Here is a 25612-nt window from a genome sequence, read left to right as displayed (position 1 = left end):
TTTAAGCTATATTTAATCTATCTGTACTCAAATTTTATCTAAGTTTTAAAATTTTATCCCTCCTCATTTACTTCGATCAGCTTAGCGCCCGCAGTTTCGAGAACCAGCACGAAGGCGCGCACTCGCGCATGCGGATAAAACTCGCGGGTTACGCTTTTATACCGCGCTACTTGAGCTTTGTTTTGCGCGAGGTATTTTTCGGAGCTTTTGTAATCAAAAAGCAAAATTTCATCCTGCCTAAAGCACGCTAGATCGACGCGTAAAAGCTCACCCTCCGCGCTTTTGATCGGCATCTCTTTATAAGCTTGAGCGCCTCTTATCAGAGCTAAAAATTCCTCGTTTTTGCTTAGACCAAGCGCCCGCGCCGCGATATTTTCAAAATCCGCATCATTTAAAAATTTAGCGTAGCGACCTCTTGTCAGGCTTACTCCTCGTAAAATTTCATCCGCCGCAAATCCTTCGCTCATCTCCAGAGCATAGTGCAGCGCCTCTCCGAAATATATCGCGCTTAGCGCCTCCGTTTCGCCGCTGGCTGCTTTTTCTTGCACGCTTTGAGGCTCGCCCGCTACGAGCGCGATCTTTTTGCGCAGCGGCTGCTCTTCTGATTTTACGGAGCTTGGGATTAAGTAGCCGTATTGAAAATCCGGGATATTCAGCCACTCCACGACGCCCGCGCCCTTGGTCTTTTTAGCGTAAGGCGAAAAAAAGCTATAATTGTATTGATCTATTTTTTCCTCGGAGCGTTTTACGATGATGAGCGAGCGTTCGGCGCGGGTAAATGCCACATAGAGCTTATTTATATCCTCTTCATGCGCAGAGCGATCGTTTTCATCCATTAATGCTGCAAATTCCGTATCCAGGCTCTTTCTGCTCGCAAATTTATAAAAAATTCTCCACTTATGTGTGGCGAAATCATAGTCCGTCGCGAGCTTTGAGCTCTCGCCCCGGTCTTTTCCTCCGATGCGGTCGCAAACGATTACGTGCGGGAACTGAAGCCCCTTGGACTTATGCACGGTCATAATTTTAATGCCGCTTTGTTCCTTGGCAAATACCTCCGTTTCGTCGTTTGCAAACAGATACTCGCTAAAACTATTAAATTTTGCCAGCGTCTCGAAAAACAGTAGCAGATCTGGATCGACAAAATTTAATTTCAGCGCACTAGCTATAAATTCTGCCGTTTTTTGCGCGTTTTTATGTAGATCAACCGCTATCTTTTTAAGCTGCCTCCCTAAAATCGCTTCGGCGTTTCGCAGATAAATTTCATCGCCACCTACGCAGAATTTTGCATATTGGATTACGGCATTTACCTGCTCGCTGCAACGCAGGGCCTTATTTGAGCCGCTGCAAACCTCGCAGAATTCTGATAGCATCTCTTTTAGTGCGCTTACGTGCTCGTTTTTCCAACATAAAATCGCTATATCATCAGCTCTCACGCCGCACTCCTCAACAAGTCTGCGCGCTTGCTCCGTAGCCCCCTTTAGCACGTCGTCGTATGAAAACGCTGCTACGTAGCCGTAATCGTCGCTTTGCACCTCAAATAGCGGCATTTGCGGATAAGAAAGAGGATAGTCCTTGATTTTTTGCAGTACCGAAGCAGGCAGATCGCTATCTAGCTTATTTGCTGCGATTTGATCTTCATAAGACGCAAATTTATCGCGCAGGATCTCATTTACAAATTTTACTATGAGTTTTAAGCTGCGATAATTGCGCGGCAGGCTCTGCGTTTTGATTTGACTAAACTGCTCGCGCAAAATATCAAAAATTTTTCTCTCTGCGCCGCGAAATTTATAGATGCTCTGTTTTTTATCGCCTACGTAAAAAAAGCTACCGCAGCGCTCTTCCGCTCCTTTGCCAGCAAGCGCCTCAGAGATTAGCGGCAGCATGATTTCATACTGGCAAATGTCGGTATCTTGGAATTCGTCTATTAAAATATGCGTGATTTTAGAATCGAGCCTGAAATACAAAAGCTCGCGGTTGCCCTGTAACGCCTCTGCGCTTGGATTTAGCAGCGAGTGCACGGCCGCAGTGACATCACCGAACGTGAGCTTGCCGCTTTTGCGCTGCACCGATTTAAGCGCTTCGGCATAAATTTTAATTAGTCCTGCCAGCTTAACCGCATATGTCGCATCCATCCACGCTATTTCGCGAGCTATGGCGTCTTTCAGCCTTGCTAGCTCGCCGTCAAGATGCGAAATTTTTTTAAGCTGCGAACGCGAATAATCAAAACTACCGTTAGCAAGAGCCGAAAGAATGAAGCCCGAAGATAATTTTGACAAATCGCTAACAGGGCTTAGCCCATTTACGGCTCCAGCGCTTACGCCCGCATCTCTCGCCGCTTTTTGCAAGCGAGATAAAATTTCATTTATCTCTGCTAGCGCGGAGCTTGCAGGAAGCGTGGGCGGATTTATGCTTATATTGCCTCTCCAAATGCTTTGTAAACTATTTAAAAACTCGTTCTTTGTCATTCCTGAGTCGCTTACATAATCCACGACCTCTCTTAGTAGCGCTTCGTTTTTACAAATCGCGCCTAAAAACGCCGCCTGCTGCACACCCAAAATCCCTTCATCGTTTTCAAAGCTCGGATCAATGCCGCTGTTTAGCGCAAAGGAGCGCAGAGCCTTTGCAAAAAACGCATCAAAGGTAAAGACGTTTAGGCTCTCGTTTAAAAATTTAGGCAGTAAGCGCTGTTGCGCTGCCAAAACCTCATCCGCGCTCATATTTAGATCCTCGCAAATTTGCGCCAGCTCGGGGCTTGGCACAAGGGCGCCGTCGCGCACGACAAGCAAATTTTGAAATTTCTCTACGATACGCGTTTTCATCTCAGCAGCAGCTTTTTTGGTAAAGGTAAGAGCTAAAATTTCATTGATCGGCTCGCCTTTTAGCACCAGCTCGATGAACCTCACTGCGAGATTGAAGGTCTTGCCGCTGCCTGCGCTTGCTTCAAGCGCCAGATAATTTTCAAATTTTGCCATCGATCTGCCCCTTGCAAATGATTTTATAATCGCAATATTCACAGCTTTGCACCGCCTCCGTGCGCGTAAAAGCGACCTCGCTTGCAAATTCCTTGCCGATAGAGCTTAGCGTCTCGCGTAGGTTTTCTAAGCTAGGCGTTTTGTCGCCAGGAGCCGCAAACGCGCAATCTTTTAGCGACAGATAGGCGCATTCGCATTCCTGGGCTAAAAGCGCGCGGTAAAATGTAAGCTGGAATTTTTCCATATGTTTTTTAGCTGAACCACGTTTGTAATCGATGATAAACTTCCGCCCTGCCTTATCTTCGTCGATGCGGTCGATCCGCCCGCTCAGCCGCACTCCGTCAAGCTCGCCTTTTAGCGATACTTCACTACCGCTAAAGCTCCAAATTTGCTCATGCTCTTCTAAAAGCTTAGCTAGCTTTTCTACCGATTTTAGCTCAAGCTCCGCATCAAAGCGCGCAATCTCTGCTTCTCGCGCAAGCTGCGAATAAATAGGGCGAAATTTTTCCATGCTAAATTTCATCCCCGCTCGCTCGTATAAACGCTGAAAACTCGTATGTAAAATTTTGCCCAAAAGTGCATTATCCTCGCCAAATTTTAGCCCCTCTTTTAGCCCGAAAACGTAGCGGTAATAATACTTCCTCTTGCATTCTAAAAACGTATCCAGCCGCGAAAACGATAGCTCCTCGGCAAAAAAATCATGGCGAGCCACAGGATCTTCTTGTCCGCATAAGGCGGGCTTAAATTCCTCTCGCCCAAAAAGCCGCAAATAATCCTCCTGCGAAAATTCCGCGTCTTGTTGCACTTCAAAGCTTTTCAAAAACCGCGAAGGCAATTTCTCGACGCTTTGCAGATAGCAAATCGCGCTTTTTTTAGCGCCTCTTAGCAAGCCGTCGTAGTAAAATCTTTGTAAATTTTCGCGGTCTGCATGGCTGATGAGCCCTGCTCTAGCGCGCAAAGCAGAGTTTAAAAACATCTCTCCGCTACTGCGCTTTGGCACCAGATCATCGTTAAAATCGGGGATTATCACGCCGTCAAATTGCAGTCCGCGGCTCTCTAAAAGCCCCATTACCGTGACCTTTCCGCCACTAACATCATCAAGCTTAATGCGCGAAATTTCTAACAAAAAAAGATCGATTAGATTGCCCAAGCTTAAGTTTTCATCCTTAAATTTTCGAAGTAAAATTTTAATTAGATATAGCGGCTCTTTTAGCTTTTCTTGCAGCAGCGCGTCGCTAATTTTAGGTAAGCAGGCGAGCTTGGCAATTAGTGCCTCGAAATGCTCGAAGCTTACTTGCTTTGCAAAATCGCGTGCGAACTCGCCAAAAAGCGCCTCATCCACACCCACACTCGCAAAAAACAGATCAAGCTCCTGCGGGTTTGGGCGCTGCGGATACTCATCTGCGCCCTCGCGTATTTTAGAGTGCCTAAAACGATCGCGCTGCTCAGGGCTTTTTGAATACCCATCTTCTTCCTCAAGCTCTATATGCTCCAGTTGCATAGAGTGTCGTAGGCTCTCTTGCTGCTTTAAAAGCTCTTGCCGTTTTGCGCTAACCGAATAATCGCGCTGCTGCGAACACTCCAAAGGCTCTTGCAACTCCGCAAAATCCAAAGAAAAGCTTTGCTCCTCCGCGCTGTCCGCGCGTTCCGCCGAAATTTCGCGCATAATTTCAAAATTTTCCGTATTTTCAAACTCTCGCGCAGACATAAAATTTAAATCAGTTTTGGAATTTGAAAAAATTTCGCAATCAAGCTCGAAATTTTGCTGTGCGAAATTTTGCGAAATAGAATTCTCCGAAGCGAAATTCCCTAGCGCTAAATTTTGCTGTACCGCGGAATCCTCCGTATCTAAAGATCCTCCATCCGGACTTTTGAATGCGCGGTAATCTACGCCAAATTTCGGCGTGCGCGCTTCTTTTAAGCACTGCGAAATTTTCTCTAGCGTTACGTAAAATAGGCTATCTTTAAGCTTCTCGCCCATCGCGAAATTTAGCATGCGGTGCGAGCCGCGAGCCTTTGCGATGCGCTCGTCATAAAGCCGCAGCGTGCCGGCAAAACTCTCGTCGGGCAAAATCACCGCGATGCGCTCCGGCGCGATGCCCGCGCGCACAAAGGATGAAATTTTTTCAAAAACATAGCTCGCCTGCAAGCTTCGCAGCTCAAAGCCTCTACACATAACCGCTCCGCCCACGCCTAGCGGCTCGCGGCTTAAAATTTCACCCGTACTAAGATTTACGCGGTAGGTAAAACCTGGCTCTAGGCTTATGCCGCAAAGCTCCTCCACCGCGCGCACGGGCTTGGAATTTAAAGTCGTGGCTCTAAAGCTCAACACAACCTCGCTAAGCTCTGCAGCACGCTTAAAAACCTCAAACTCAAATGCGCTAGGATTGCCGTCGATGTTGATTTCTATCCGCTCAAATCCGCGCAGATAGGATTCGTTTAGCTTATAAAGCGCAGGCAGCGTGATCTCGTCGTAAAATCCATGCTCGCGCAAAATCCGCGCATACGCCCCCACTAGCTCTCGCAGAATTTCAAAATGCTCGGCATACCACGCGTAGGTGTCGCTAAGATCGAGCGCATCGATACTCACGCGCTCCGTCGCAAGCTCCTTGAAAAAGCCGAAAAGATACTCGCGGTTGCGCATAAACTCGTAAAGCTCGTTAGGGAATTTAAGCCTCTCGCCTGCGCGCTTGCTCTCGTTTACCGCCTGCTTCATAAAAAGCGCGCGGTCTATCTCACCGCAAGCGACAAGATCCGGTACAAAAAGCGCCTTTTCGTAGAATTCCGCCAAAGTAATCCTAGGCGCCAGCACGCCGCCGCTCTCGCTTTGCAACGCCGCGCGTAGCGCACGCGAGCTGGTGTAGACAAAGAGATTTTTAGAGGGCAAATTTTTCAAAACAAATCCTTTAGAGCGATTCGCAGAACGCGGAATTTTGCGATATTTTAGCAAGAAATTTTTAGTTTGGGCTTTTAAGCAAAGAAGTTTTTGAAAAGCTTGAGAGGTTAAATTTTATCAAGTCAAATTTAGTAAGTTGGATGAGCGTAAAATTTTAATTTGCGGCGCTTTGAGCGCGGAAATATGCCTCGCTCCGCATTAATCGCGGCATATTTAAACGCAAAATTTTACGAGTGCAATTCCGTAAATTACAAAGCGGCAAAAACGCGATCAAATTTAAGCGGGCCCAAGATCGATCTTGTATCCCAGGCTCGGGACGTTTTTTATGATTTCACCACCCACTTTATCGCGGATACGCTTGACGAAGGTACGAAGCGCCGTATCGCTTACGGCTCCTTCAGTCCAAACATAACGCTTGATCTCCTCGTAAAGTACCAGCTCGCCCACGCGACTGGCTAGCAGCGAAACAAAAGAAAGCTCCTTTTTAGTAAGCACGATCTGCTCGCCATCCTTCAGTAAAATACGACGAAGCCCATCAAATACGTAGCCCGCACCCATATTTACGACTCGTACAGAGTCCAGCTTAGACTTCATCAGCGCACTTATCTCTAGCACAAATGCGGCGATATCTACCGGCTTAAAGTAATACCGCTCGACGCCAATCTCCATAACGCCTTTTAGCTGCTCCTCCCTACTGAAGCCGCTAAGCACCGCGATAGGGGCATGCGGAAAGATCTGCTTGATCTGACGTATCATCTCAAGCCCATCCTCGATCGGCATTAAAATGTCGGTAATGACGAGATTAGGGCTAAATTTTTTGAATTTTTTCACACCTTCAAGCCCGTTTTGGGCATTGTAAACGTTGTTAAAAATACCCTCAAACGCCTTATGCAGCGAGGCCAGTAATTTAGTATCATCCTCGACTAGCAAGACGTCCAGCTCTTTTAAAGCGCAGCTCATAGCAGACCCCTCAAGGCGAAATTTCAAACGAAATTCTTTCAAATTTTCTCTTTTATTGAGCTTAAAATAATGTTAAGTTAAAAATTTAATTTCATAAAGTAACACAACTCTTATTTTAGGTACAAATATGGGCGGGATTAAAAAACAAGCATGGATAAAAACCGCAGCCTAGGAATGGAGTAAAAATTTAAAATGACGCAAGCTAAATCTTATCGGTGCGAAAGAGATTTAAAAGGGGCTGAAAGTAAAATTCCAAAGCTGGCGCAGGTAAAATTTCACTACGCAGCGGAGCGGAATTTTATTTTAGGCAAATGGCTTTTAGAGGGAAATGAAACGGCGCCGATAAGGTTTTAGTAGGTAAACGGCGTTAGATAAAATTTTACGGACGGCAGGGCAGCTTACTAGCGAAACTTTTGACGACAACAAAACGGTTCGTCAAATTTAAAGGGCTTGAAGCTATGAGAAATGTGCCGCAGGATCTGCTTTGAAAGGGCTAAGCGTGCCAAGCCTGATCTTTAAAGTGCGTAAAATTTAGCCGCAAGCACTCTTATAAGCTAAGCGGATGCAAAAATCACACGAATGAAAAGCATGCGGCGCGCAGCCAGTTTAAATTTAAAACCGCGACTAGCACAGATCTGTTTCATCCAAAAAGCTTCTTAATCCAAAATCACCGCGGTAATCCTCAGCCCGCAAAAGTGCGCTTTGTGTACCTCTCCAGCCTGCAATTATCCAGGCTGCGACAGGCTTTAAATTTACGACGCAAAGACTGCGTTAGAATTTAAAGCCTTCCGCAAATTTAAAATTTTACCGCACGACCGCGGTAAAATTTAATGCAGGCAAAATTTCAAAAATCATAAAATTTCAAGAAATTCTTTGAAGATATATTTGCTCTCCGTAGGCCCTGCGCTGGCTTCCGGGTGGTGCTGCACCGAAAATACGGGGTACTCCCTGTAGCGCACGCCCTCGATCGTGCCGTCGAAAAGATTGCGGTGTGTGATCTCGCAGATCTGCGCTATCGTCTCGGGGACGTTGTAGTTGTGGTTTTGCGCGGTGATCTCGATCGATTTGGTGCGCAGGTTTTGCACGGGGTGGTTTGCGCCGTGCTGGCCGAATTTCAGCTTGTAAGTCTCATATCCCATCGCGTTGCTTAGCAGCTGATGACCCAGGCAAATTCCAAAAATCGGCACGCGCGCTTCGACCATCTTTTTGATCTGCGCGATCTCCTCTTTAAGCATGCGAGGCTCGCCCGGGCCGTTTGATAAAAACACGCCGTCGATCTGCCCCTCTTTAAATTTGGCAATCAGGCTCTCCGCTTTAACGTCGTGCGGGAAAACCTCGACGCCGAGCCCCAGATCGCAAAGCTCATTTAGGATGTTTCGCTTGACGCCGTAATCGATCACGGCTATCTTTTTGCCGCAGCTTGCGGGCTGGACGTAGCTTCCGCGCGCGGCGTTCCAGCGACCCGATGTGTGCTTATACGGCGCCTTCGTGCTTACGATGCTTACGTAGTTGATCTCCTCTATGCGCGCAGACTCGCTAAGCGCCTTTTTAAGAGCCGCCTTATCACTGATCTCGGTCGAAACGAAGGCGCGCAGGCTGCCCTGATCGCGCAGCATCTTGGTTAAAAATCTAGTGTCGATGTCGTAAACACCGAATTTTCCGTTTTGCAGAAAATAATCCTCCAAGCTCATCTGCGAGCGGAAATTTGAAGGCTCGTTGTTAAAATTTCTTACGAAAATTCCGCTGGCGTGGATTTTAGAGCTTTCCTTGTCGTTTTCGTTGATGCCTACGATGCCGATTTCAGGCATCGTAAAAATGATAAACTGCCCCGCATAGCTAGGATCGGAGATGATCTCCTCGTAGCCGGTGGCGGAGGTGTTAAACACGAGCTCGCCGAATGCGCTACCGCCCTTGCCGAACGCCTTGGCTTGTAGATAGATGCCGTTTTCTATGTAGATATACGCGTTCATCACAGCATGCCCCGTTTTCTTAGCTCCTCTTCGTAGAGCTTTTCAAACACGAGCTCGTATTCTTCGGTCCCGGGGATCAATTTTTGCTTGTAGCCCTCGATTTTTTCATAGACCGCATCCTCAATCTTTTGATAATTTTTAAGATATTCGTCGATCGCGTTATAAATTATCGTCTTTAGCCTGTTTTCCGAGACTTTGTAATCGATCAAATTTTTCTTCCAAACGGTTTCTAAAATTTTATGCGATATGGTGCCGTAGCGATCCTCGAAATTTAGCTCGAAATTCTCGTCGTTTGCGATGTGGCGTTTGATGAGCCAAAACATATCTTTTTTATTCACACTCATCTCATCTAGCTCGCTTATGCGCTCATCTATCAGATCGTTTGCGCGCTCGTCTATCGCTCTTTCTTTTTGCAGATCGCCCCTTATGATCTCGTCTGCTTCCTTGGCGACGGGCTCTATGCCCGCACTAAGCGTAACGCAGCCCGAGTTTAGCAGATCCAGCGCTATTTTATGCGCGATATATGGCACGTGTGGTAGTCGTATTCGCATGATCGTTCCTTTAAATTCAGTTCTACGAGCGGTTGCGCCGCCCGCAACGGGTGAAATTTTAAAATTTCACCGGGTTCATAAAATTATCGTGTCGCTTCTTTCGGGACTGGTAGAGATGAAACCCACCTTCGCGCCGCTTAGCTCCTCTATTTTGCGGATATAATTTTGCGCGTTTTGCGGTAGATCCTCAAATTTTGAAATTCCCTTGACGCTGTCCCAGCCAGGCATCTGCTCATAAACCGGCTCGGCAGCTTCCAAATCGATCGGGAAATAATCGGTCTCCTCCCCCTTGTATCGATATGCGCGGCAAATTTTAATGCTCTCAAAGCCGTCCAGAACGTCAAGCTTCATAAGTGCGAGCTTGTCGATGCCGCTAAGGCGCACGGCGTATTTCGTAGCCACTCCGTCGAACCAGCCGCAGCGACGCGCCCTACCCGTCGTAGTGCCGTACTCCTTGCCGATCTCGCGCATCGCCTCGCCCTGCGGGCCCTTATCCTCGGTAGGAAACGCACCGTTGCCCACGCGGGTGGTGTAGGCCTTTAAAATTCCCATCACCGTACCGATATCTTTCGGCGCGAGCCCGAGCCCGCTGCAAGCCCCGCCCGCGATAGTCGTCGAGCTCGTGACGTAAGGATAGGTGCCGTGATCGATATCAAGCAGGCTTCCTTGCGCGCCCTCTACAAGCACGCGCTTGTCGTAATCAAGCGCCTTCCACAGCATGTGCGTGGTATCGGCGATGTATGGCTCGAGCGCGCTTTTATAGCGCTTTAGCTCCTCGTAAATTTCAAGCTTGCTAGGAATTTTAACCCCAGCTTTTTCAAAAACGCTCTCATGCGAAGCAAAATCGCGCGATAGCGCCTCGGCAAGCCTTTCAGGCTCTAAAAGCTCCACTACGCGGTGTCCCGTGCGCGCGATCTTATCGGCATACGCAGGCCCTATACCCTTGCCGGTAGTGCCGATCGCGAGCTCGCCCTTGCTCTTTTCGCGCGCCTGATCGATCAGCGAGTGGTGCTGTAAATTTAAAAACGCCTTCTCGCTTATGAAAAATCTGCCCTTTAAATTTTCAAACTGCGCCATCTCAGTAATCAGCACATCGGGGTTGATCACGACGCCGTTTCCGATGATGTTGATGATATTTTTATGAAGCACGCCGCTGGGCACCAGATGCAGCGCAAATTTCTCGCCGTTTATAACGATGGTGTGGCCCGCGTTGTGCCCGCCGCTGCTGCGACATACGAAATCGTAATTCGCGCTTATCATATCTACGATCTTGCCCTTGCCCTCATCGCCCCACTGGGCGCCGATGACTACGTCAACTTTGCTCATTTCTCATCCTTTTGCATAATTTTTTCTATCAAAGCATCCACTAGCAGCGCAAAGCCGCTGGATTTTAGCCCGTCAATCTCGTAATTTCCGCCGTTACAATACACTGCGCCCGCGTCTAAAAATCTAAAAAATAGCGCGTCGTAATAACGCATTTTAGAGTAATACAGCAGCGAAATGCGGATATGTTCATAATCCACGCCTAGGTTTAAAATTTCATCTAAGCAGGGCTTTAGCTCTTCAGGTACCTGCGTGCGCAGAGCCTGCACGTCCTTTAGCGACGTAGCGCGAGCCGTAGCATCCAGCCAAGGCAAATTTTGCTCAAGCAGAGTCTCAATCTTGCCCTTTTCAAAAATTTCAAGCGGCAGGTTTAAAATTTCGCAGATTTTTTTCGGAATTTCGATATTGCTTAGCTGAAGCGCTGGCATAAGATCAAATTCTTTAAAAAATTCCTGCGCGATTTTGATCGCAAGGGGCAAATTTTTCTCCCCGATCAGCTCCGCGCCGATCTGATAAAACTCGTCGCTTGGGTATTTGAAGGTCGGCTGGACGTAAAATAGCCGCCTTAGCTTATCGTCTTTCAGCCGCTTGCGCACGATACGCACGACGTCCACGGTGCTGTCTGCGCGAAGCGCAAGCTCGTGGTTCGTGGGATCGGAGAGCTTAAGAAGCTTCTGCGGCGCGACGCTTAGGTGCTGATGATATGAAAAATATGGCGTTAAAATTTCGCTAAAGCCGTTTTTAACGAGGATTTCGCTCGCTTTATTTTCCAGCTTGCGCTTGAGCTGCGCGCTCTTTCCGAAATAAAGCCTCGAGCCGTTAGGTATCTCGTGATCGAAATCGGCGCTAACGCTATCTATCATGCTGCCTCCAAATCGCTTATGAACTGATTTAGCCGCGTTTTAAAGCTCTGAATGAAGCTTGCCAAAGCGCGATAATCAAGCGAAAGAATATCTAAAATTTGCTTACGTATTTCTGTAGTTAGCGCAAATTTCTCGCTGCCCGCGCTTTGAGTTTTATTTAAAATTTCGCCGAATTTTGCTCTAAAGCCTTCAAACTCTCCGGGGCTCAGATCGCCTGTTTGACCGCGCGCGATGAAGTTTAGCGCCAGATCCTTATAATCAAGCGCGTTTAAGAAGCTGATAAACTCATCTTTGTCGATGGCTGCGAGCTTGGGCGTATCTTTAAAGCGCGCGATGAAAGCGTCTATCTCTCTGCGATCAAGCGCTTTTGCGATAAAATTTCCCTGCAGATAGTTAAATTTCAAATTATTTAAAAGCCGCAGCGATAGCGCATTTTCGACGCCTTGAGCACCGAGAGCAAAACCAAACTCCCGCTTTAGCTTGCCTGTGATCTCCACCATCGTTCGGATAGCATTTTTTTTCTTGCCTATGTCAAGGCAGAGCTCGCGGTCGATTTTAACGATATCGAAAGGCTGGGCATTCAGGAATGGGATATTATTTTTATTTGCGCTATTAAGAGCAAATTTAACCCCAAGATCTGCATAACGCCCACGCGCAGGGGCGAATTCCTTAAAATTTCGCTCGCTAAAATCGGTTATCTCAAACATCAACTCGCCTTTTGCATTAGCCCTGTCTCGCAAGCTGTGAGCTACGAAATCGTAAAATTCGTCGTTTGCAAGCACGGCTAGACTTACGTTTATAGAGCAGTTTGCGCCCGTTTGAGCATTAAATTCCATCATCTTTGAAAACGCAAATTTTGAGATCGGCAACTCAAATCGCGGCTCGCCTAATATCTGCGCAAAATCCTGCGGGGCAAGAATTCCGCGCTTTCCGCGATCCCAGCGTAAAAGCAGCTCATATCCATAAATCTGTGCGCCGCTAATGATCGGCTGATAAAGCACAAAAAACTCCCCTTCTTCGATCGCCGCAGCAATCCCTTCCTCGCTAGGCCCGTCTGCTTCGGCGCGCTCAAAGATGCAGTAGCGGTTTTTACCACTCGTTTTAGCGCGATACATCGCCCTATCTGCGCGCGATAAAAGTCCTGGAAAATCGATCTTTTCGCTGCCGTCGTAAAACGCCGCGCCTACGCTGATGCTCGCGCTAATCTCATTGCCTTTGAGGTTAAATTTCATCTTTGAAATTCCAAGCAGACGATCTAATAGCACATGCGCGGCATCCTTACTTTGCAGATCACCAATGATAGCGCCAAACTCATCACCGCCGAGACGCGCCAAGATATCGCCCTTGCGCAACAGCCCGCTCATCGCCTTTGAGATAGCCTGCAAAAACATATCGCCGACCTCGTGCCCGTAGGTGTCGTTGATCGCCTTAAAGCCGTCAAAATCGATGAAAAGCACCGCCATAAGCTTAAAATTTTCGCCCGAGTTTGCGGTAAATCTCTGCGCAGCCTTCATAAAATACACTCTATTTGGAAGCCCGGTAAGCGCGTCGTGATGGGCGATCTTAGCTAGCTCGCTCTCTTTTTGCTTGATCTGCGAAATTTCGGTAAACATCAAAATGAAATTTGAAGTAAGCGAAAAATCATCCTTTATCGCAATTGCCGTAAATAGCGCAGGAAAGGTGCCACCACCTCTTTTTAGTCCGTAAATTTCATCTTTATAGGAGGTCTGTTTGCCAACGAGATTTTTTCTAATCCTCTCCATCACGTCTGCCCCGCCCTCCGTAGGAGCGAAGAAATTTGGAATTTTGCCGATAGTTTGGCTTTCGCTATAGCCGGTGATTTCATAAAAGGCGTTATTAGCGCGCAGCACTCGACCGCTCTCATCTGTGATTAAGATCGCCTCTAGCGAGCGCGAAAAGACGTTGGCGTTTAAATTTAACTCCAGCTCCGTCTGCTTGCGCGAGCTAATATCTTCGAGCGTAGTTTTTACAAGGCGAGAGCGAGAGCCGTGCTTTTCGGTGACGTAGCCTTGCATACTGATCCAAGTATAGGCATTAGCGGCGTTTCGCAGACGGAATTCGCAGCTAAAATCGCTCCTAAGCCCGGCGGTGCATTCGCGGATCATTTTATTGAAATTCTCTAAATCCGCGAAGTAAATTTCATAACTGAACTCCCCGAAGCTCATCGCAGTATTTAGCCTTTTGCCGCGATATTTTAAAATTTTAAAGTAATTTTTATCAAACGACAGCGTCTGCGCATCAAGATCGATTAAGCAAGTGCAAAAATTCCTAGTCTCGATTACGGTGCGGTAAAAGTCCAAATCCTCCTGCAAGCCGCGGATCGCCTTAACATCGTCATCGATATTTTGAAAATAAAATGCAGCCCTGGCGGCGGACTTTTTGACATAGATGCTCACTTCGTAGCTATAGCGGATATTGTCATTGTGGCGAATTTTATAGCTTTGAGAAAAGCTTAGCTCTTCTGAAGGCATATCGGCTAAGCGGTTTAAAATTTCATTTTTAGCCTCATTCGCATCCTTTTCATCCAGCAAATCCCATAGCCTTATCTCGCCGCTTAAAAACTGCGCCCCTTCGTAGCCCCAAAGCTCTTTTATATTTTTGCTCGCATCTACGATCTTGCCCGAAGTGTAGTCAAACACGAGCGTAACGATAGGCGCGTGATTTAAATACTCATATTTTTGCTTAGTTTCATCGTAAAATCTGCGATATTTTGACGCATCCAGTACCACAAAAAGGGTTGAAATTTTACTTCCGTCGCGGATATAAGATTTTTTAACATAAAGATCTTTGACGCCATTTTTGGTCTCTTGGCGGGTTACGACATAGTTTTCTTTGACATAGTTTGCGCGCTGGGTTTGATAGGCGTGATCGTAAAACGAGCCTGCTTGCAGCGCGAAGATATTCCGTCCTACGACGTCATCGCCGTAAAGCTCGCGTGCGCCGTTGCTAGCGCTTTCGATCGTGCCTGCTACGTTATCGATGCTAAGTACCGAAAGGGAGCTATATTTTAGCGCATCTTTAAAGCTGAGGCTAAAATCTCCGTGGCGCAAATTAGACTTCAAGACCTCGTCTATGGATTTAGAAATTTCTAAGACGGAGCTTAGCGGATTTAGCGCTTCTATACCGCGGATTTTGGAGCGATAATCCCCTTGGCGCAGCGCGTTTTGAACTGCCGCTAGCGGGATGAAAACGCGCTTTTTTAAAAACGTAAAATTTGAAATTAGAAGGATTAAATAAGCTAAAATAGCCGCTGCTAGCGCTACGACGATAAAATCGTCCACGCCCAAAAAATAGCCGGCTCGTTCGCGAGCCATTACGAAATTATCCCCAAATTTCGCAAGATATGCAAAGCTTAGTCCAGATTCGTCTTCAAAGCTTACCACTTCGCCTAGACGCGAAAAATCAAAATCCTGCCCTAATATATCGGTTGCGCTGCCAGGAGCGTTAAAAAATTTGCCTTCGGTATTAAAGACCAAAATATCTCCCAGCGAAGAGAGCCTGGCAATCGGCCTAGCGGTGTTGGCAAAGCCTAGCAGATATGAATCAGCGTTTACGCGCTTGATCAAAAAATACCGCCACGCCCTGTCCATCATCATATAGCGCGATACCCATTCATCCTTTTTTAGCTCGCTTGTGATATCCGCAAGCCGTATCTCGCCAAGATCCGAAATGCGCGCATCCGATGAAAAATGTGCTAAGCTCTCCTGCTCCGCGCCGCGGGCGCGCAGATAAAAAATAGCGTCAAATCTATGAGAAGATTTTACGACGTTGCGGATCAAATCCGCGTAAAGCTCGCTTTGCGCAGCCTCATGCCTTGCGTCCAAAGAAATGATATTTTCTTTTAGAATTTCAAGCTCGCTAAAAAGCGACTCGTCGGTATTTTTAAGTAAAGTAATCGCCGTACGCGTCCGCAAATCAAGCTGCGTAGCGATCCTAGTGCGCAAAAAGCTAATCTCGCAAACTACTACAAGCGTAAGCAGCGCAGCGCCTAGAATCAAGGCGGCGTTAAATCTTTCGGTAACGAAGTCTTTTTTGTTTTTCATGCCAAATTCCAAATTTTGAAGGATTTTAGCAAATTTCGTTTTAAAGCCTATTTAAGCTTCGATTTTTGCACCGCGCGCGCCCAAAAAATGCATCATTAAAAGTACCGCGAAGCTAAAGAGTAGCATCAGCGCCGAATACGCGTGAGCCTGCGCAAAATCGAGCGTCTCAGTCGCTTCATAAATCGCAATGGAGGCAACCTTGGTCTGCTCGCTCACGCTGCCGCCGATCATCAGCACGACGCCGAACTCGCCCATCGTATGCGCAAAGCAAATTACCAAGGCGCTAAGCAGGGAGTGGCGTATCGCAGGCAACGCGACTCGAAAAAGCTTGGAAAAATAGCCCTTGCCGAGTGAGTCGCACGCCCAAAAAAGCGAGCGCGGAAGCGAGCGAAAGCCCGAAACCAGCGGCGAAAACATAAACGGTAGCGAGTAGATACAGCTCGCGATCACGAGCCCGCCGAAATTAAATACGAGCCTAAGCCCAAAATGTTTGTCGAAAAACTCGCCCAGCACCGAATAGGGCGATAGAAAAACGAGCAGGTAAAACCCTAACACCGATGGCGGAAGCACGAGCGGAAGCGAGATGATCGATTCGATCACGCTTTTGCCGCGGAAATTTTTTCTCGCCATAAAAAACGCGAGCGGCATGCAGATGATAAACAACGCGAGCGTCGTCAAGCTGGCAAGCTTTAATGAAACGAGAAACGGCGTGTAATCGAGCCCCTTTAGAATTTCAAACATTTATCCTCCGAGCCGAGCCGCTGGGCCCAAACTATAAAATCTTAAAAGCCTAACCCTACTTTAAAATTTAGAGGCAAAGCTAGATAGAATTTGCGCAAACCTCATAGTCATAAGGCTTTGCAAAATGAAATTTTAAAAATTTCACGCAAGCTAAAGCGAGCGGAATTTTATAAAATTGCTTGGCTAATAAATTCCTTCAAGCGTGCAAATTCCGTCAGGCATTTAAACTCTACTAAGCTGGCAAATTTTTAAGACCGCGAATTTTGCCTAGCCAAATTTCAAAAAGCTTCAATAGGCTTGAAAACTTGAGCGGGCAGGATTTATCTGAGCGCAAATTTCACGAAAGATAGGCTAAACGACGCCCTCTGAACGACCTAGCGAAATTTCATTGAGCCCGACAAGACGAAATTAAAATTTCGCATAAACCCAAAAGACCCGGTTAATGAAATTTTGCCGCAGCTCTTATTAAGCGAGTTTAGCACGCAAGCTTCAAGCCGTTAGAGCTTTTAAAATTTCAAAGCCACAAAATCCAGGTAAAATTCTAAATCTGAAAATTTTAAGTTTCTGCGAAGCTTCACATTAAATTTTTTACCAAAATCGCATGATAGAATTCGCGCAACTCCTGCCAAAAAAGTAAGCTAAAAGTCGCTAAATTTAAAAATAAACCCACCACGCCAATTAATAAATTCAAAGAAGGAATTTAACGGCACCTGTCTGCGCAAAATCTAAAATTTAAGCTTACTTTCCACACGCTATCTAGTCTTGCATTGCGGTTTTACTCTAGCCTACGTTTAAATTTTGTGTTTCATGAAAATCTAAGCGCGATGCGAATGAAATTTTAAAATCTCACCGTATTTTGCGGGCAAATCTAGCTAAAATTTCGCAAAATCCCTCGTCTAAATTCCATAAAAGCCTGTATTTAAATCTCTAATCTAGTTGAAGTTTCCTACTTAGGCGCACCTAAAAGCTTATCTGCAAGTTTAAATTTTACGCAGAGTGATATTAAAAGCTTTGGCACCCGCTTTGACCTCGTCGCCTACTTGCAAACCCTCGGCTTCTGCATTGCTTAGCACCACTTCGCACAGCTGGCTGCCGATCGCTACGACAGCCACTTTGACCCCGTCGCGTGCTTGCAAATCGACGATCTTGCCCGCGAAAGAAAACTTCTGCGAGCCGCTAGTTTTAAGAAAAATTTCCTCCGGCGTACCGGAGCGGACGATTCTGCCGTCCTTCATCTCATAAACTCGCTTGCAAAGCCTATAGATCTCGCTTACGTCGTGGCTTACCAAAATCACGGTCTGATGAAACTGCTCGTGGATCTTTAGCAAATACTCTTGGATTTTTTCGCGCATCGTAAAATCAAGCGCCGAAAGCGGCTCGTCAAGTAGCAAAATTTCAGGCTCTTGCATCAGTGCGCGGGCAAGTGCCACGCGCTGTTTCTGCCCGCCACTAAGACCCTCGACGCCGGATTTCGCAAACTCGCTAAGCTCTAAAATTTCAAGCAGCATCGCAGCTTTTTGCGGATCGTTTCTGGCAAAAAGTAGATTGCCCGTCACGCTCATATTCTCAAAAAGTGCGTAGTCTTGAAACAAAAAGCCGATCCTGCGCTTGCCTGCACTTAAGAACTCATTGCCTTCTTGAAGAACGCGATCGCCGTCTTTTATGCTACCGCTATCTGCGCGCAAAAATCCCGCTAAAATGCGCAACAGTGTAGTCTTACCGCTGCCACTGCGCCCATATAGGCATACAAACGAGCCTTTGTTAATCTCTAAGCGAGCATCAATCGAGAAATCATCACTGATTTTTTTCTTACAATCAATCGTTATCATATTTTTCTATATATATCGCAGTGGCGCTAATGTATGCGAAAACCTCGTCGCCCTCGCGTAAAGCAAGCTCCTGCGCGCAATGCGCGCTAATGAGCACATCAAAGCTTATCTTGCCTTCAAACCTGAGCGTGCATAGAATTTCACCCAAGCTTAGGCTCGTAATCTTGCCGTGAATTTCATTTTCGCTAGATACACCACTTAGGGCTTCGCGAGATAAAAGCACATCGGTGCTTTTAAAGCCCACGTAAACTTCGCTGCCCACCTTAAGCTCGCTACTTAGCTGCAGAAATACGCCACGTAGCTTGATGCCGCCTGCGATAAATCCTACAGAATGGATGCCGTCTTTTTGTAAAATTTCGTTGATTCTCGCTCTAATCATTAAAACTCGTATCCGTATTTAGCAAAGATCGCCCTACCCTTATCGCTTAGAATAAAATCATAAAACGCCTTGGCTTCGGCATTGTCTTTGGCGCGATTTAGCACGACCATGCCCTGGGCTATCGGCTCGTAGAGGCTGGTGTCGACCAAGACGAAATTTTCGCCCTGCTTGCAAGGCTTGCCGTTGCAGCCGTCCTTTGCCATCTTAGGCGCATACATCGCGCTAGCTGCGATAAAGCCGACGTCGGACGCTTTAAGCGCTTGCGAAAGAGCCTCGCCGATCGATTTTGCTTCTACGATTTTGCCTTTAATCTCATCGTAAACTCCCGCTTTTTGGAAGGCCTCCACGCTTGCGGTGCCGTAAGGAGCGGTCTTTGGATTTGCTATCGAAATCGTTTTGACGCTAGGGGCTTTTAAAGCTTCAAGCCCTTTGCTAAGATCTACGCCGCGCACGCTAAACATCGCGACCTTGCCCTTTGCGTAGGTTTTGGCAGGCGCCGTCGCAAAGCCCTCTTTATGCAGATCGTCTGCAAATTTCATATCCGCCGCCATAAAAATATCAAACGGCGCACCGTTTTTGATCTGCGTGCTAAGCGCTCCGCTTGCGCCCAAGCTCACGTTTAGCGTGGTTTGCGGATGCAGCTTGGCAAATTCTGCCTTGATCTCGTCAAACGCATACGTCGTGTTCGCAGCGGCTGCTACGCTGACCTCTCCAGCGCTTAGCGCGCCTGCCGTTAAAATTCCTAAAAGCACCGCTTTCAACTTCATTTTATGCCTTTCGTTTCGGCTCTCACCGAGAATTGAATTGTATCTAAAATTTTAAATTTACGCCTTAAATTTTAAAATTTTGCGCACCCAATTTCACCCTATTACGCGCCAATAATGATCTCGCTAGGCTCGATGATCGCCGTTACTTCATCTCCTACTCCTAGAGCCATCGCGGTGGCAGATTCTCGCGTGATGATCGCGGTGATGTTTTGATGCGAGCTTGTGCCTAGACAGATCTCTGCGTTTACCGCGCCGATTTTGACCTCGCTAATCGTGCCCTTGATTTGATTCGCCGTACTAAGTTTTAGCTTCTCCAAGCTTCCTTTAGCGATGATGACGCTTGGAGCTTTGAATAAAAACAGCACATCCTTGCCAGCCTTCAGCCCTAAATTCTTTTCGCTCTCTACGGTTACCGTCGCGCATAAAATTTCGCCACCTGCGAGCTTAGCCGTGATTTGAGAATTTACAGCGCCTATTTGAACATCCGTAATCTCAACGCTTAGCTGATTGCGTGCAGAAAGCTTCATACCGATCTTCTCCAGGCTTAAAAGACTCTCTTCTGTAATCTCGTCAAGCTTTAAAATTTCACTCAAAAACGTCTCGCCCGCGTGGCTGATAGCATCATAAGCGCGAATCAGCTTGTGAGCGTATGGAGTGAGCTCCGAGCCGCTATTTTTCTTTGTGCCTTGAGTGCGGACGATGAGGGGTTTTTTGCTCGCATTGTTGATTAAATTTAGCGCGTCCCAGCCGTTTTTATACGACACTCCTACGATCTCTGCGGCCTTTGTAATGCTTTTAGTCTCATCTACGGCCTTAAGCAGCTTAATGTGTTTGGCTAAAAGCGATGCTTTGTTGCCAAGCAGGAATTCCAAAGCAAATTTTGCGTCCATTTTCATCCTTTCTTATTTACTTTCACGTGATTTTATAATATATCCTCTGATATATTTCTTAAAGAGCTGCAGGCTTTATTCTGCGATATAAAGAGGGAAATTCTATATGAAATTTTACCTTTATTGACAAAATTTCTTTAAACTTGTAAAATCGCCACTTTGATTTATAAAGAAGGGTCACATTTTGAAATTTATAAAAATTATATTCTTAGCCGCGGCATTGGCACTCTGCGGTTGCTCGCAAAAGCAAGACGTAGCGCCTAGCGATACGGATGGTTTTGATGAGGAGTTCGCGCAGCGCGAGGTTTTCGATCCGCTTAGCGGCTATAACCGCGTAATGACGAGCTTTAACGACGTATTTTACTCATACATATTAACCCCCGTAGCCAGCGGCTACGATTACGTAATGCCCGATCCGATCCAGGGCGCGTTTTCAAATTTTTTCTATAATATTTTATATCCGATGAGGCTCGTAAACAACCTGCTGCAGGGTAAATTTGAAAATTCTTGGGACGAGACGAAGCGGTTTTTGATCAATTCGACCGTCGGCTTCGGCGGGCTTAACGATATGGCGGGCAAATACTACGGAATTCCACGCCACGACGAGGATTTCGGGCAGACACTCGGGTATTGGGGCGTGCCGGCAGGTCCTCACATCGTCTGGCCGATCTTAGGACAAAGCAATCTACGCGATACAGCGGGACTTGTCGGAGATTATTTTTCAAACCCGATAAATTATATTAAAGATGGCACGGTGCGAAACTCCGTCAATGGATTTAGAATATTTAACGACTACTCGCGCGATCCTAAATTTTATGAAAAAATGACCAAAGATGCGGTGGATCTGTATCCATTTTTACGCGATGCTTACGAGCAAAATCGCGAGAAACTAATAAAGGAATAACAATGAAAATTTTAAAAGTTCTAGCGCTTTGCGGAGCGCTTTTGATTTCGGCGCACGCTATTAGCGATGCGGATATCGAGCCGGTGATGAGCCAAAAGGTCGCCGAAGCCGTAAACATTATGCGAAGCAGCACCCCCAAAGACGCAAAGCCAGCGAAAATTTTTGCACTTTTTGACGGCTATTTTGATTATAAGATGATGGCAAAGCTATCCCTTGCCAAGCATTACGCGAGCCTTAGCCCCGCGCAGATCGCGGAATTTAATAAGGCCTTCGAGGCGCATCTAAAGCGCTCCTTTATCGAAAAGCTTTCGCTTTATACCGATCAGGATATGAAGGTGCTTAGCAAACAAAGCCCGAGCGATAAGCGCCGCGTGCTAAAAACACAGGTCATCGGCGAGCAGAAAAACTACGACATAGATTTTAAATTTTATCCTACCGGCTCTGATTGGCGTATCTACGATGTCGATATAGTGGGCGTTAGCTTAATCCAAACCTACCGCTCGCAGCTAGGCGACGTAACGCAAAGCTTGGGCTTTGACGAGCTCATAAAGCGGCTAAATTCCACCGTCATCAATAGCGGCGAATAGCGGCGCACTCAAAAAGAGCGGTATTTGAAAAAAATTTTTCGCTTAATCGTCGCGTTTCCGAAAATCACGCTCGCGCTGTTTACGGTGCTGGCGCTCTTTTTCGGATATTACTCCACAAAGCTCGAGATCGACGCTTCGAGCCAGACACTTCTGCTAGATAATGACAAAGACCTTCAAATTTGGCGCGAAGTATCCAAGCGCTACGAAACGCCGAATTTCTTGGTGCTTGCATACACTCCCGCAGGCGATCTTTTAGCGCCCGAGACGATCCGCAAAATAGAGCAGATGGATGTGGCTTTTTCCAAGCTTGATTTCGTCGCTAGCGTCACGGACATCACGAATGTGCCGCTTTTGCTAAACAAAGGTGGCGGCATGAGCGAGCTGCTTAAGCACATACCCACTCTTACCGACGCGGACGTAAATTTAACCGCGGCTAGGCGCGAGTTTGCCACAAGCCCCTTTTACGCATCAAATTTAGTAAGCGCCGATTTTCGCACTACTGCAATTTTGATAAATTTAAAGCCGCAGACCCGCTACGAGGAGCTTTTGCGCCTAAGAGACGGAGCCAAAAGCGCTCTAGAGCAAGCAGAGCACGAGGCCAACCACTCTAAAACTCAAATTTCACAGCTCAAAGACGCACTTAAAGTTGCGGAGCAAAATTTTAAATCCTACCGCGACGAGCTACGTGAAAAGGATCATCGCGATATCATGGCTTTGCGCACGCTGATCGCAGGCTTTGAGAAGGAATTTGCGGGCGACCGATTGTTTCTAGGCGGACTGAATATGATCGCAGACGATATGGTGGGCTACGTCCGCTCGGATCTGGCGACCTACGGACTCGGCGCCTTGGTGCTTCTGCTAGCTTGCTTTTGGCTCTTTTTTAGACAGGCGAAATTTATCCTGCTGCCGCTTATCATCTGCGCGTATTCGGTCGTGCTCGCAGCGGGATTATTCGGCTTTTTGAGCTTTGAGGTCACGGTGATTAGCTCAAATTTCATAGCGCTTCAGCTCATCATCACGGTTTCGGTCTGTATCCACCTAATCGTCGCCTACCGCGAGTTTAGCGCGCGCTTTCACGCCTTTTCGCAGCGCCAGCTCGTTTATGCGGTGCTGCGCGAGCGCGCAAGACCCTGCTTTTTCGCGATCTTTACGACCGTTATCGGCTTTATGTCGCTAATTTTTTGCGATATAAAACCCGTAATTTCTCTGGGAATTATGATGAGTGTAGGCATCAGTATCTCGCTAGTTACGGCGTTTGGAGTATTCGGCGCGGTTATGTCGCTTCTGCCGCGCACGCACAATAACCGCAGCTTCGAGCAGCATTTTAAATTTACCCTTTTGTGCGCCGAAACGGCGCTGCGTAGCAGAGGCGCGGTCTATGGAGTGTGTGCTGCGGCGGTGATCTTTGGGCTGTACGGTATCTCGCAGCTGCGCGTCGAAAACAGCTTCATCGGCTACTTCAAAAAAAGCACCGATATCCGCGCAGGTATGGAGGTTATCGATACAAATCTCGGCGGAACGATCCCGCTTGATATCGTCGTTAAATTTAAAAGCACAGGCGGCGCAGATACTGCTAGCGGGAGTGAAAATTCCGCAAGCGGCAGCGCAAATTTTAAGAGTGGCGAAAATTCCAATCCCGCAGGGCGAAATTTTGCGGCAAATTCTACTCAGCAAAATTCTATCGCGCAAAATTCTATTGCAGGAAATTCCGCACCTCAAAGTTCTCTTGCCGCGGCGCAAAATTTAAATGATCAAAATTTTATCGCGCAAAGCTTCGTCGCGGCAGCACAGCCAAGCGGCGCCGTAAATTTAGATCAAACCCATGCCACAAATTTAGAGCAAAATTCCACTGCGAGCGACGATTTTGGCGATTTCGAAGCCGAATACGCCGCCAACGAAAACAAGCCGCAGTATTGGTTCACCTCCGAAAAGATGCGTATCATCAGCAAAATAGATAATTTTTTGAAGGATAAAAATGTCACGGGGCACGAGTTTATCGGCAACGTAAGCTCGCTTGCGTCGCTTTTGAAGCTCGGCAATCAGATTAATCAAGGGCGCGATCTGGATGATCTAAGCCTTGCTCTAATCTACTCTGAAATGCCGGCAAACTACCGCGAGATGGTGCTTTCACCTTTTGTAAATATCAAGGCGAACGAAGCGCACTTTAGCGTCCGCACGATAGACAGCGATCCGCGCTTACGCAGAGCGAAATTCCTAAAGGATCTGCAAAGCGGGCTAAATTCTTTGCTCGAGGGCGAGCAGGCAAGCGCACAGATCAGCGGCATAATGGTGCTTTACAACAATATGCTTCAAAGCCTGATGAGCTCGCAGATAGACACCCTGGGTATCACCGTGCTCGTGCTTTTCGTGCTTTTCGTGATCATCTTTCGCTCGTTTTCATACGCACTTATCGCGATCGTCGTAAATTTGATCCCGCTTTGCGCTTGCTTCGGCATCATGGGGGTTGCGGGCATTCCGCTGGATATCATGAGTATTACGATAGCGGCGATTAGCATCGGTATCGGCGTGGACGATGTCATCCACTATATCTATCGCTACAAGCGCGAGTTTGCGCGCCTTGGCGACGAGGCCGCGGCGATCCGAGCGAGCCACGCAAGCATCGGATACGCGATGTATTATACGTCGTTTGCGATCATTTTGGGCTTTAGCGTGATGATGATGAGTAATTTCTGGCCTACGATCTACTTCGGGCTACTGATATGTCTGGTGATGAGCCTGCTGCTTTTGGGCGCGCTCATAATCTTGCCGTCGCTAATAATGAGCCGAAAGGGCTTAAAATTTAGCCTCTTTAAAGCTAAATAAATTTTATCTCGCTATAATTCCCGCATTTGGAGAGGATGGCGACCTGGCGGCGTCTGCGGACTTCAAATCCGATAGGAGGGCGGTTGACCGTTTTCCGGGGGGTTCGATTCCCTCCCTCTCTCGCCGAATTCTTTTAAAAATTCCATCTTTAAATTTTATCTTTCGCGCTTTTAGCCACGTGCTTCGCGAATTTATCTCAAATTTCGGCTCTAAATTTATCCGTTATTAAACAGAGATGGGTAGCATTGCTCGTTAACTTTTCTTGAAGGAGCGAGTATGAAATACGCATTAGGTGCTGTGCTTGCGGCATTTATTTTTGCAGGATGCGGCGATAACGATGTGGAGCTTGTCAAAAACTACACCTTGTCAGATTTTAAATCTATGAGTATCGGCGCGGCGATTGAGGGCTCGAAAATCTGCAAAAATATCACCTGGAGCAAAGAGGAAAACGGCGGATTAAAGACGGTTAAGATGGTCTGCGACGTGGATGTAGAGCATAGGCTTAAATCATATAAACAAGAGATGTTAGACTCATCTTTAAAAAGGGTTATGACTTTTTATGAGGGCAAGGCTTACGACGCGCAGGGTTTGTTTAAGCTGGCAAAAGAATACTGCAAATTAAACGAAGCTAAATTTCAAGAAACACTTAAAAATCAAAGGCAAAATAGAATTTTTGAGGAGGAATGGAAGTCGGTCGATTGCGACGACAAATTAAAAGGGGAGATACTAAAAGAAAGCAATACCGAAATCTACATAGACTTTATTATGGAGTGCTTAAAAGCAGCCGTTTATTACTCGCAAATAACGACAGAGCAGTTGGACGCGAGCTTCGGACATAAAGAAGGTGGATCATCAAAGCTTGCTATCGAGCTAAATTTTATCGTAAATGAGGGTAAAAGCGTAAGTCTGTCTGATAAATTTAAACTTATCACGAACGGTAAAGAAGATCCCGTAAATAAAATGAAGTCAAAAGATGTCATAGCAGGCTTCTACGAAAGATAGTAAGCGCCCTATCTCGCGGCTAAATTTTATGAAATTTTAAAATTTAGCCGCTTTTTTATATCAAAATTTCATTCAAAATTTTATGTGAAGT

At 46.8% G+C, this 25612-nt stretch carries 18 protein-coding genes; 5 read left to right on the top strand and 13 right to left on the bottom strand.

The genetic code is table 11. The features are described from left to right. Positions 1-53: 53 nt before the first annotated feature. The 3 genes from Q0380_RS04775 to Q0380_RS04765 all read right to left on the bottom strand — a co-directional run bounded on the left by Q0380_RS04775 (position 54) and on the right by Q0380_RS04765 (position 6870). The gene (locus tag Q0380_RS04775) at positions 54-2972 is read right to left on the bottom strand and encodes a RecB-like helicase (protein WP_298960771.1); all 2919 of its coding nucleotides are present in this window, start codon (positions 2970-2972) and stop codon (positions 54-56) included. Continuing rightward, positions 2959-5868, bottom strand: a complete 2910-nt coding sequence (locus tag Q0380_RS04770) for a PD-(D/E)XK nuclease family protein (RefSeq protein ID WP_298960769.1) — start codon at positions 5866-5868, stop codon at positions 2959-2961. The genes Q0380_RS04775 and Q0380_RS04770 overlap by 14 nt, the downstream gene beginning before the upstream one ends. A gap of 276 nt (positions 5869-6144) precedes the next feature. Then, complete coding sequence (locus Q0380_RS04765) at positions 6145-6870, bottom strand: response regulator transcription factor (RefSeq protein ID WP_298960766.1); 726 nt, start codon at positions 6868-6870, stop codon at positions 6145-6147. Positions 6871-7020: 150 nt separating this feature from the next. Between Q0380_RS04765 and Q0380_RS04760 the strand changes: the two genes are divergently transcribed. Then, positions 7021-7182: a hypothetical protein gene (locus tag Q0380_RS04760; protein ID WP_298960764.1), complete on the top strand. Its 162-nt coding sequence runs from the start codon at positions 7021-7023 to the stop codon at positions 7180-7182. A gap of 497 nt (positions 7183-7679) precedes the next feature. Here the strand turns inward: Q0380_RS04760 and carA are convergent, their stop codons facing one another. The 10 genes from carA to Q0380_RS04710 all read right to left on the bottom strand — a co-directional run bounded on the left by carA (position 7680) and on the right by Q0380_RS04710 (position 20205). Next, on the bottom strand, positions 7680-8798 hold the full coding sequence (gene carA, locus Q0380_RS04755) for a glutamine-hydrolyzing carbamoyl-phosphate synthase small subunit (RefSeq protein WP_298960762.1): 1119 nt from the start codon (positions 8796-8798) through the stop codon (positions 7680-7682). Further along, positions 8798-9349 (bottom strand): DUF507 family protein, encoded by a 552-nt coding sequence (locus tag Q0380_RS04750; protein ID WP_298960760.1) that lies wholly within the window; start codon positions 9347-9349, stop codon positions 8798-8800. The genes carA and Q0380_RS04750 overlap by 1 nt, the downstream gene beginning before the upstream one ends. A gap of 75 nt (positions 9350-9424) precedes the next feature. After that, positions 9425-10675, bottom strand: a complete 1251-nt coding sequence (locus Q0380_RS04745; RefSeq protein WP_298960758.1) for an adenylosuccinate synthase — start codon at positions 10673-10675, stop codon at positions 9425-9427. After that, positions 10672-11535, bottom strand: coding sequence for an ATP phosphoribosyltransferase regulatory subunit (locus Q0380_RS04740; protein WP_298960756.1), 864 nt, complete (start codon positions 11533-11535; stop codon positions 10672-10674). The genes Q0380_RS04745 and Q0380_RS04740 overlap by 4 nt, the downstream gene beginning before the upstream one ends. Beyond that, complete coding sequence (locus tag Q0380_RS04735; protein WP_298960754.1) at positions 11532-15599, bottom strand: sensor domain-containing diguanylate cyclase; 4068 nt, start codon at positions 15597-15599, stop codon at positions 11532-11534. The genes Q0380_RS04740 and Q0380_RS04735 overlap by 4 nt, the downstream gene beginning before the upstream one ends. 51 nt (positions 15600-15650) lie before the next feature. After that, positions 15651-16340 carry a molybdate ABC transporter permease subunit gene (gene modB, locus Q0380_RS04730; protein ID WP_298960753.1) on the bottom strand — a complete coding sequence of 230 codons (690 nt, stop codon included), beginning with the start codon at positions 16338-16340 and terminating at the stop codon, positions 15651-15653. Positions 16341-17320: 980 nt separating this feature from the next. Further along, complete coding sequence (locus Q0380_RS04725; protein WP_298960752.1) at positions 17321-18169, bottom strand: ATP-binding cassette domain-containing protein; 849 nt, start codon at positions 18167-18169, stop codon at positions 17321-17323. Beyond that, positions 18156-18548, bottom strand: coding sequence for a hypothetical protein (locus Q0380_RS04720; RefSeq protein ID WP_298960750.1), 393 nt, complete (start codon positions 18546-18548; stop codon positions 18156-18158). Before Q0380_RS04720 ends, Q0380_RS04725 begins: the two co-directional genes overlap by 14 nt. Next, a complete protein-coding gene (modA, locus tag Q0380_RS04715; RefSeq protein ID WP_298960748.1) occupies positions 18548-19315 on the bottom strand; it encodes a molybdate ABC transporter substrate-binding protein in 768 nt (255 codons plus the stop codon). Before modA ends, Q0380_RS04720 begins: the two co-directional genes overlap by 1 nt. 101 nt (positions 19316-19416) lie before the next feature. Then, positions 19417-20205 (bottom strand): TOBE domain-containing protein, encoded by a 789-nt coding sequence (locus Q0380_RS04710; protein WP_298960746.1) that lies wholly within the window; start codon positions 20203-20205, stop codon positions 19417-19419. 184 nt (positions 20206-20389) lie between these two features. On the opposite strand from Q0380_RS04710, the gene Q0380_RS04705 reads away from it, so the two are divergent. The 4 genes from Q0380_RS04705 to Q0380_RS04690 all read left to right on the top strand — a co-directional run bounded on the left by Q0380_RS04705 (position 20390) and on the right by Q0380_RS04690 (position 25521). Next, entirely contained in the window at positions 20390-21109 is a 720-nt protein-coding gene (locus Q0380_RS04705) for a VacJ family lipoprotein (protein ID WP_297924655.1), read from the top strand. 2 nt (positions 21110-21111) lie between these two features. Continuing rightward, a complete protein-coding gene (locus Q0380_RS04700; RefSeq protein ID WP_298960744.1) occupies positions 21112-21696 on the top strand; it encodes an ABC transporter substrate-binding protein in 585 nt (194 codons plus the stop codon). Positions 21697-21720: 24 nt separating this feature from the next. After that, on the top strand, positions 21721-24519 hold the full coding sequence (locus Q0380_RS04695; protein WP_298960738.1) for an MMPL family transporter: 2799 nt from the start codon (positions 21721-21723) through the stop codon (positions 24517-24519). A 276-nt stretch (positions 24520-24795) separates the two neighbouring features. After that, positions 24796-25521: a hypothetical protein gene (locus tag Q0380_RS04690; RefSeq protein WP_298960736.1), complete on the top strand. Its 726-nt coding sequence runs from the start codon at positions 24796-24798 to the stop codon at positions 25519-25521. Positions 25522-25612 lie beyond the last annotated feature (91 nt).

Source organism: uncultured Campylobacter sp. (assembly GCF_937959485.1).
In the GTDB taxonomy this organism is placed as follows: Bacteria; Campylobacterota; Campylobacteria; order Campylobacterales; family Campylobacteraceae; genus Campylobacter_B.
Note: the sequence above shows the minus strand (reverse complement) of the source record. Positions and strands in the feature narration are given on the sequence as shown.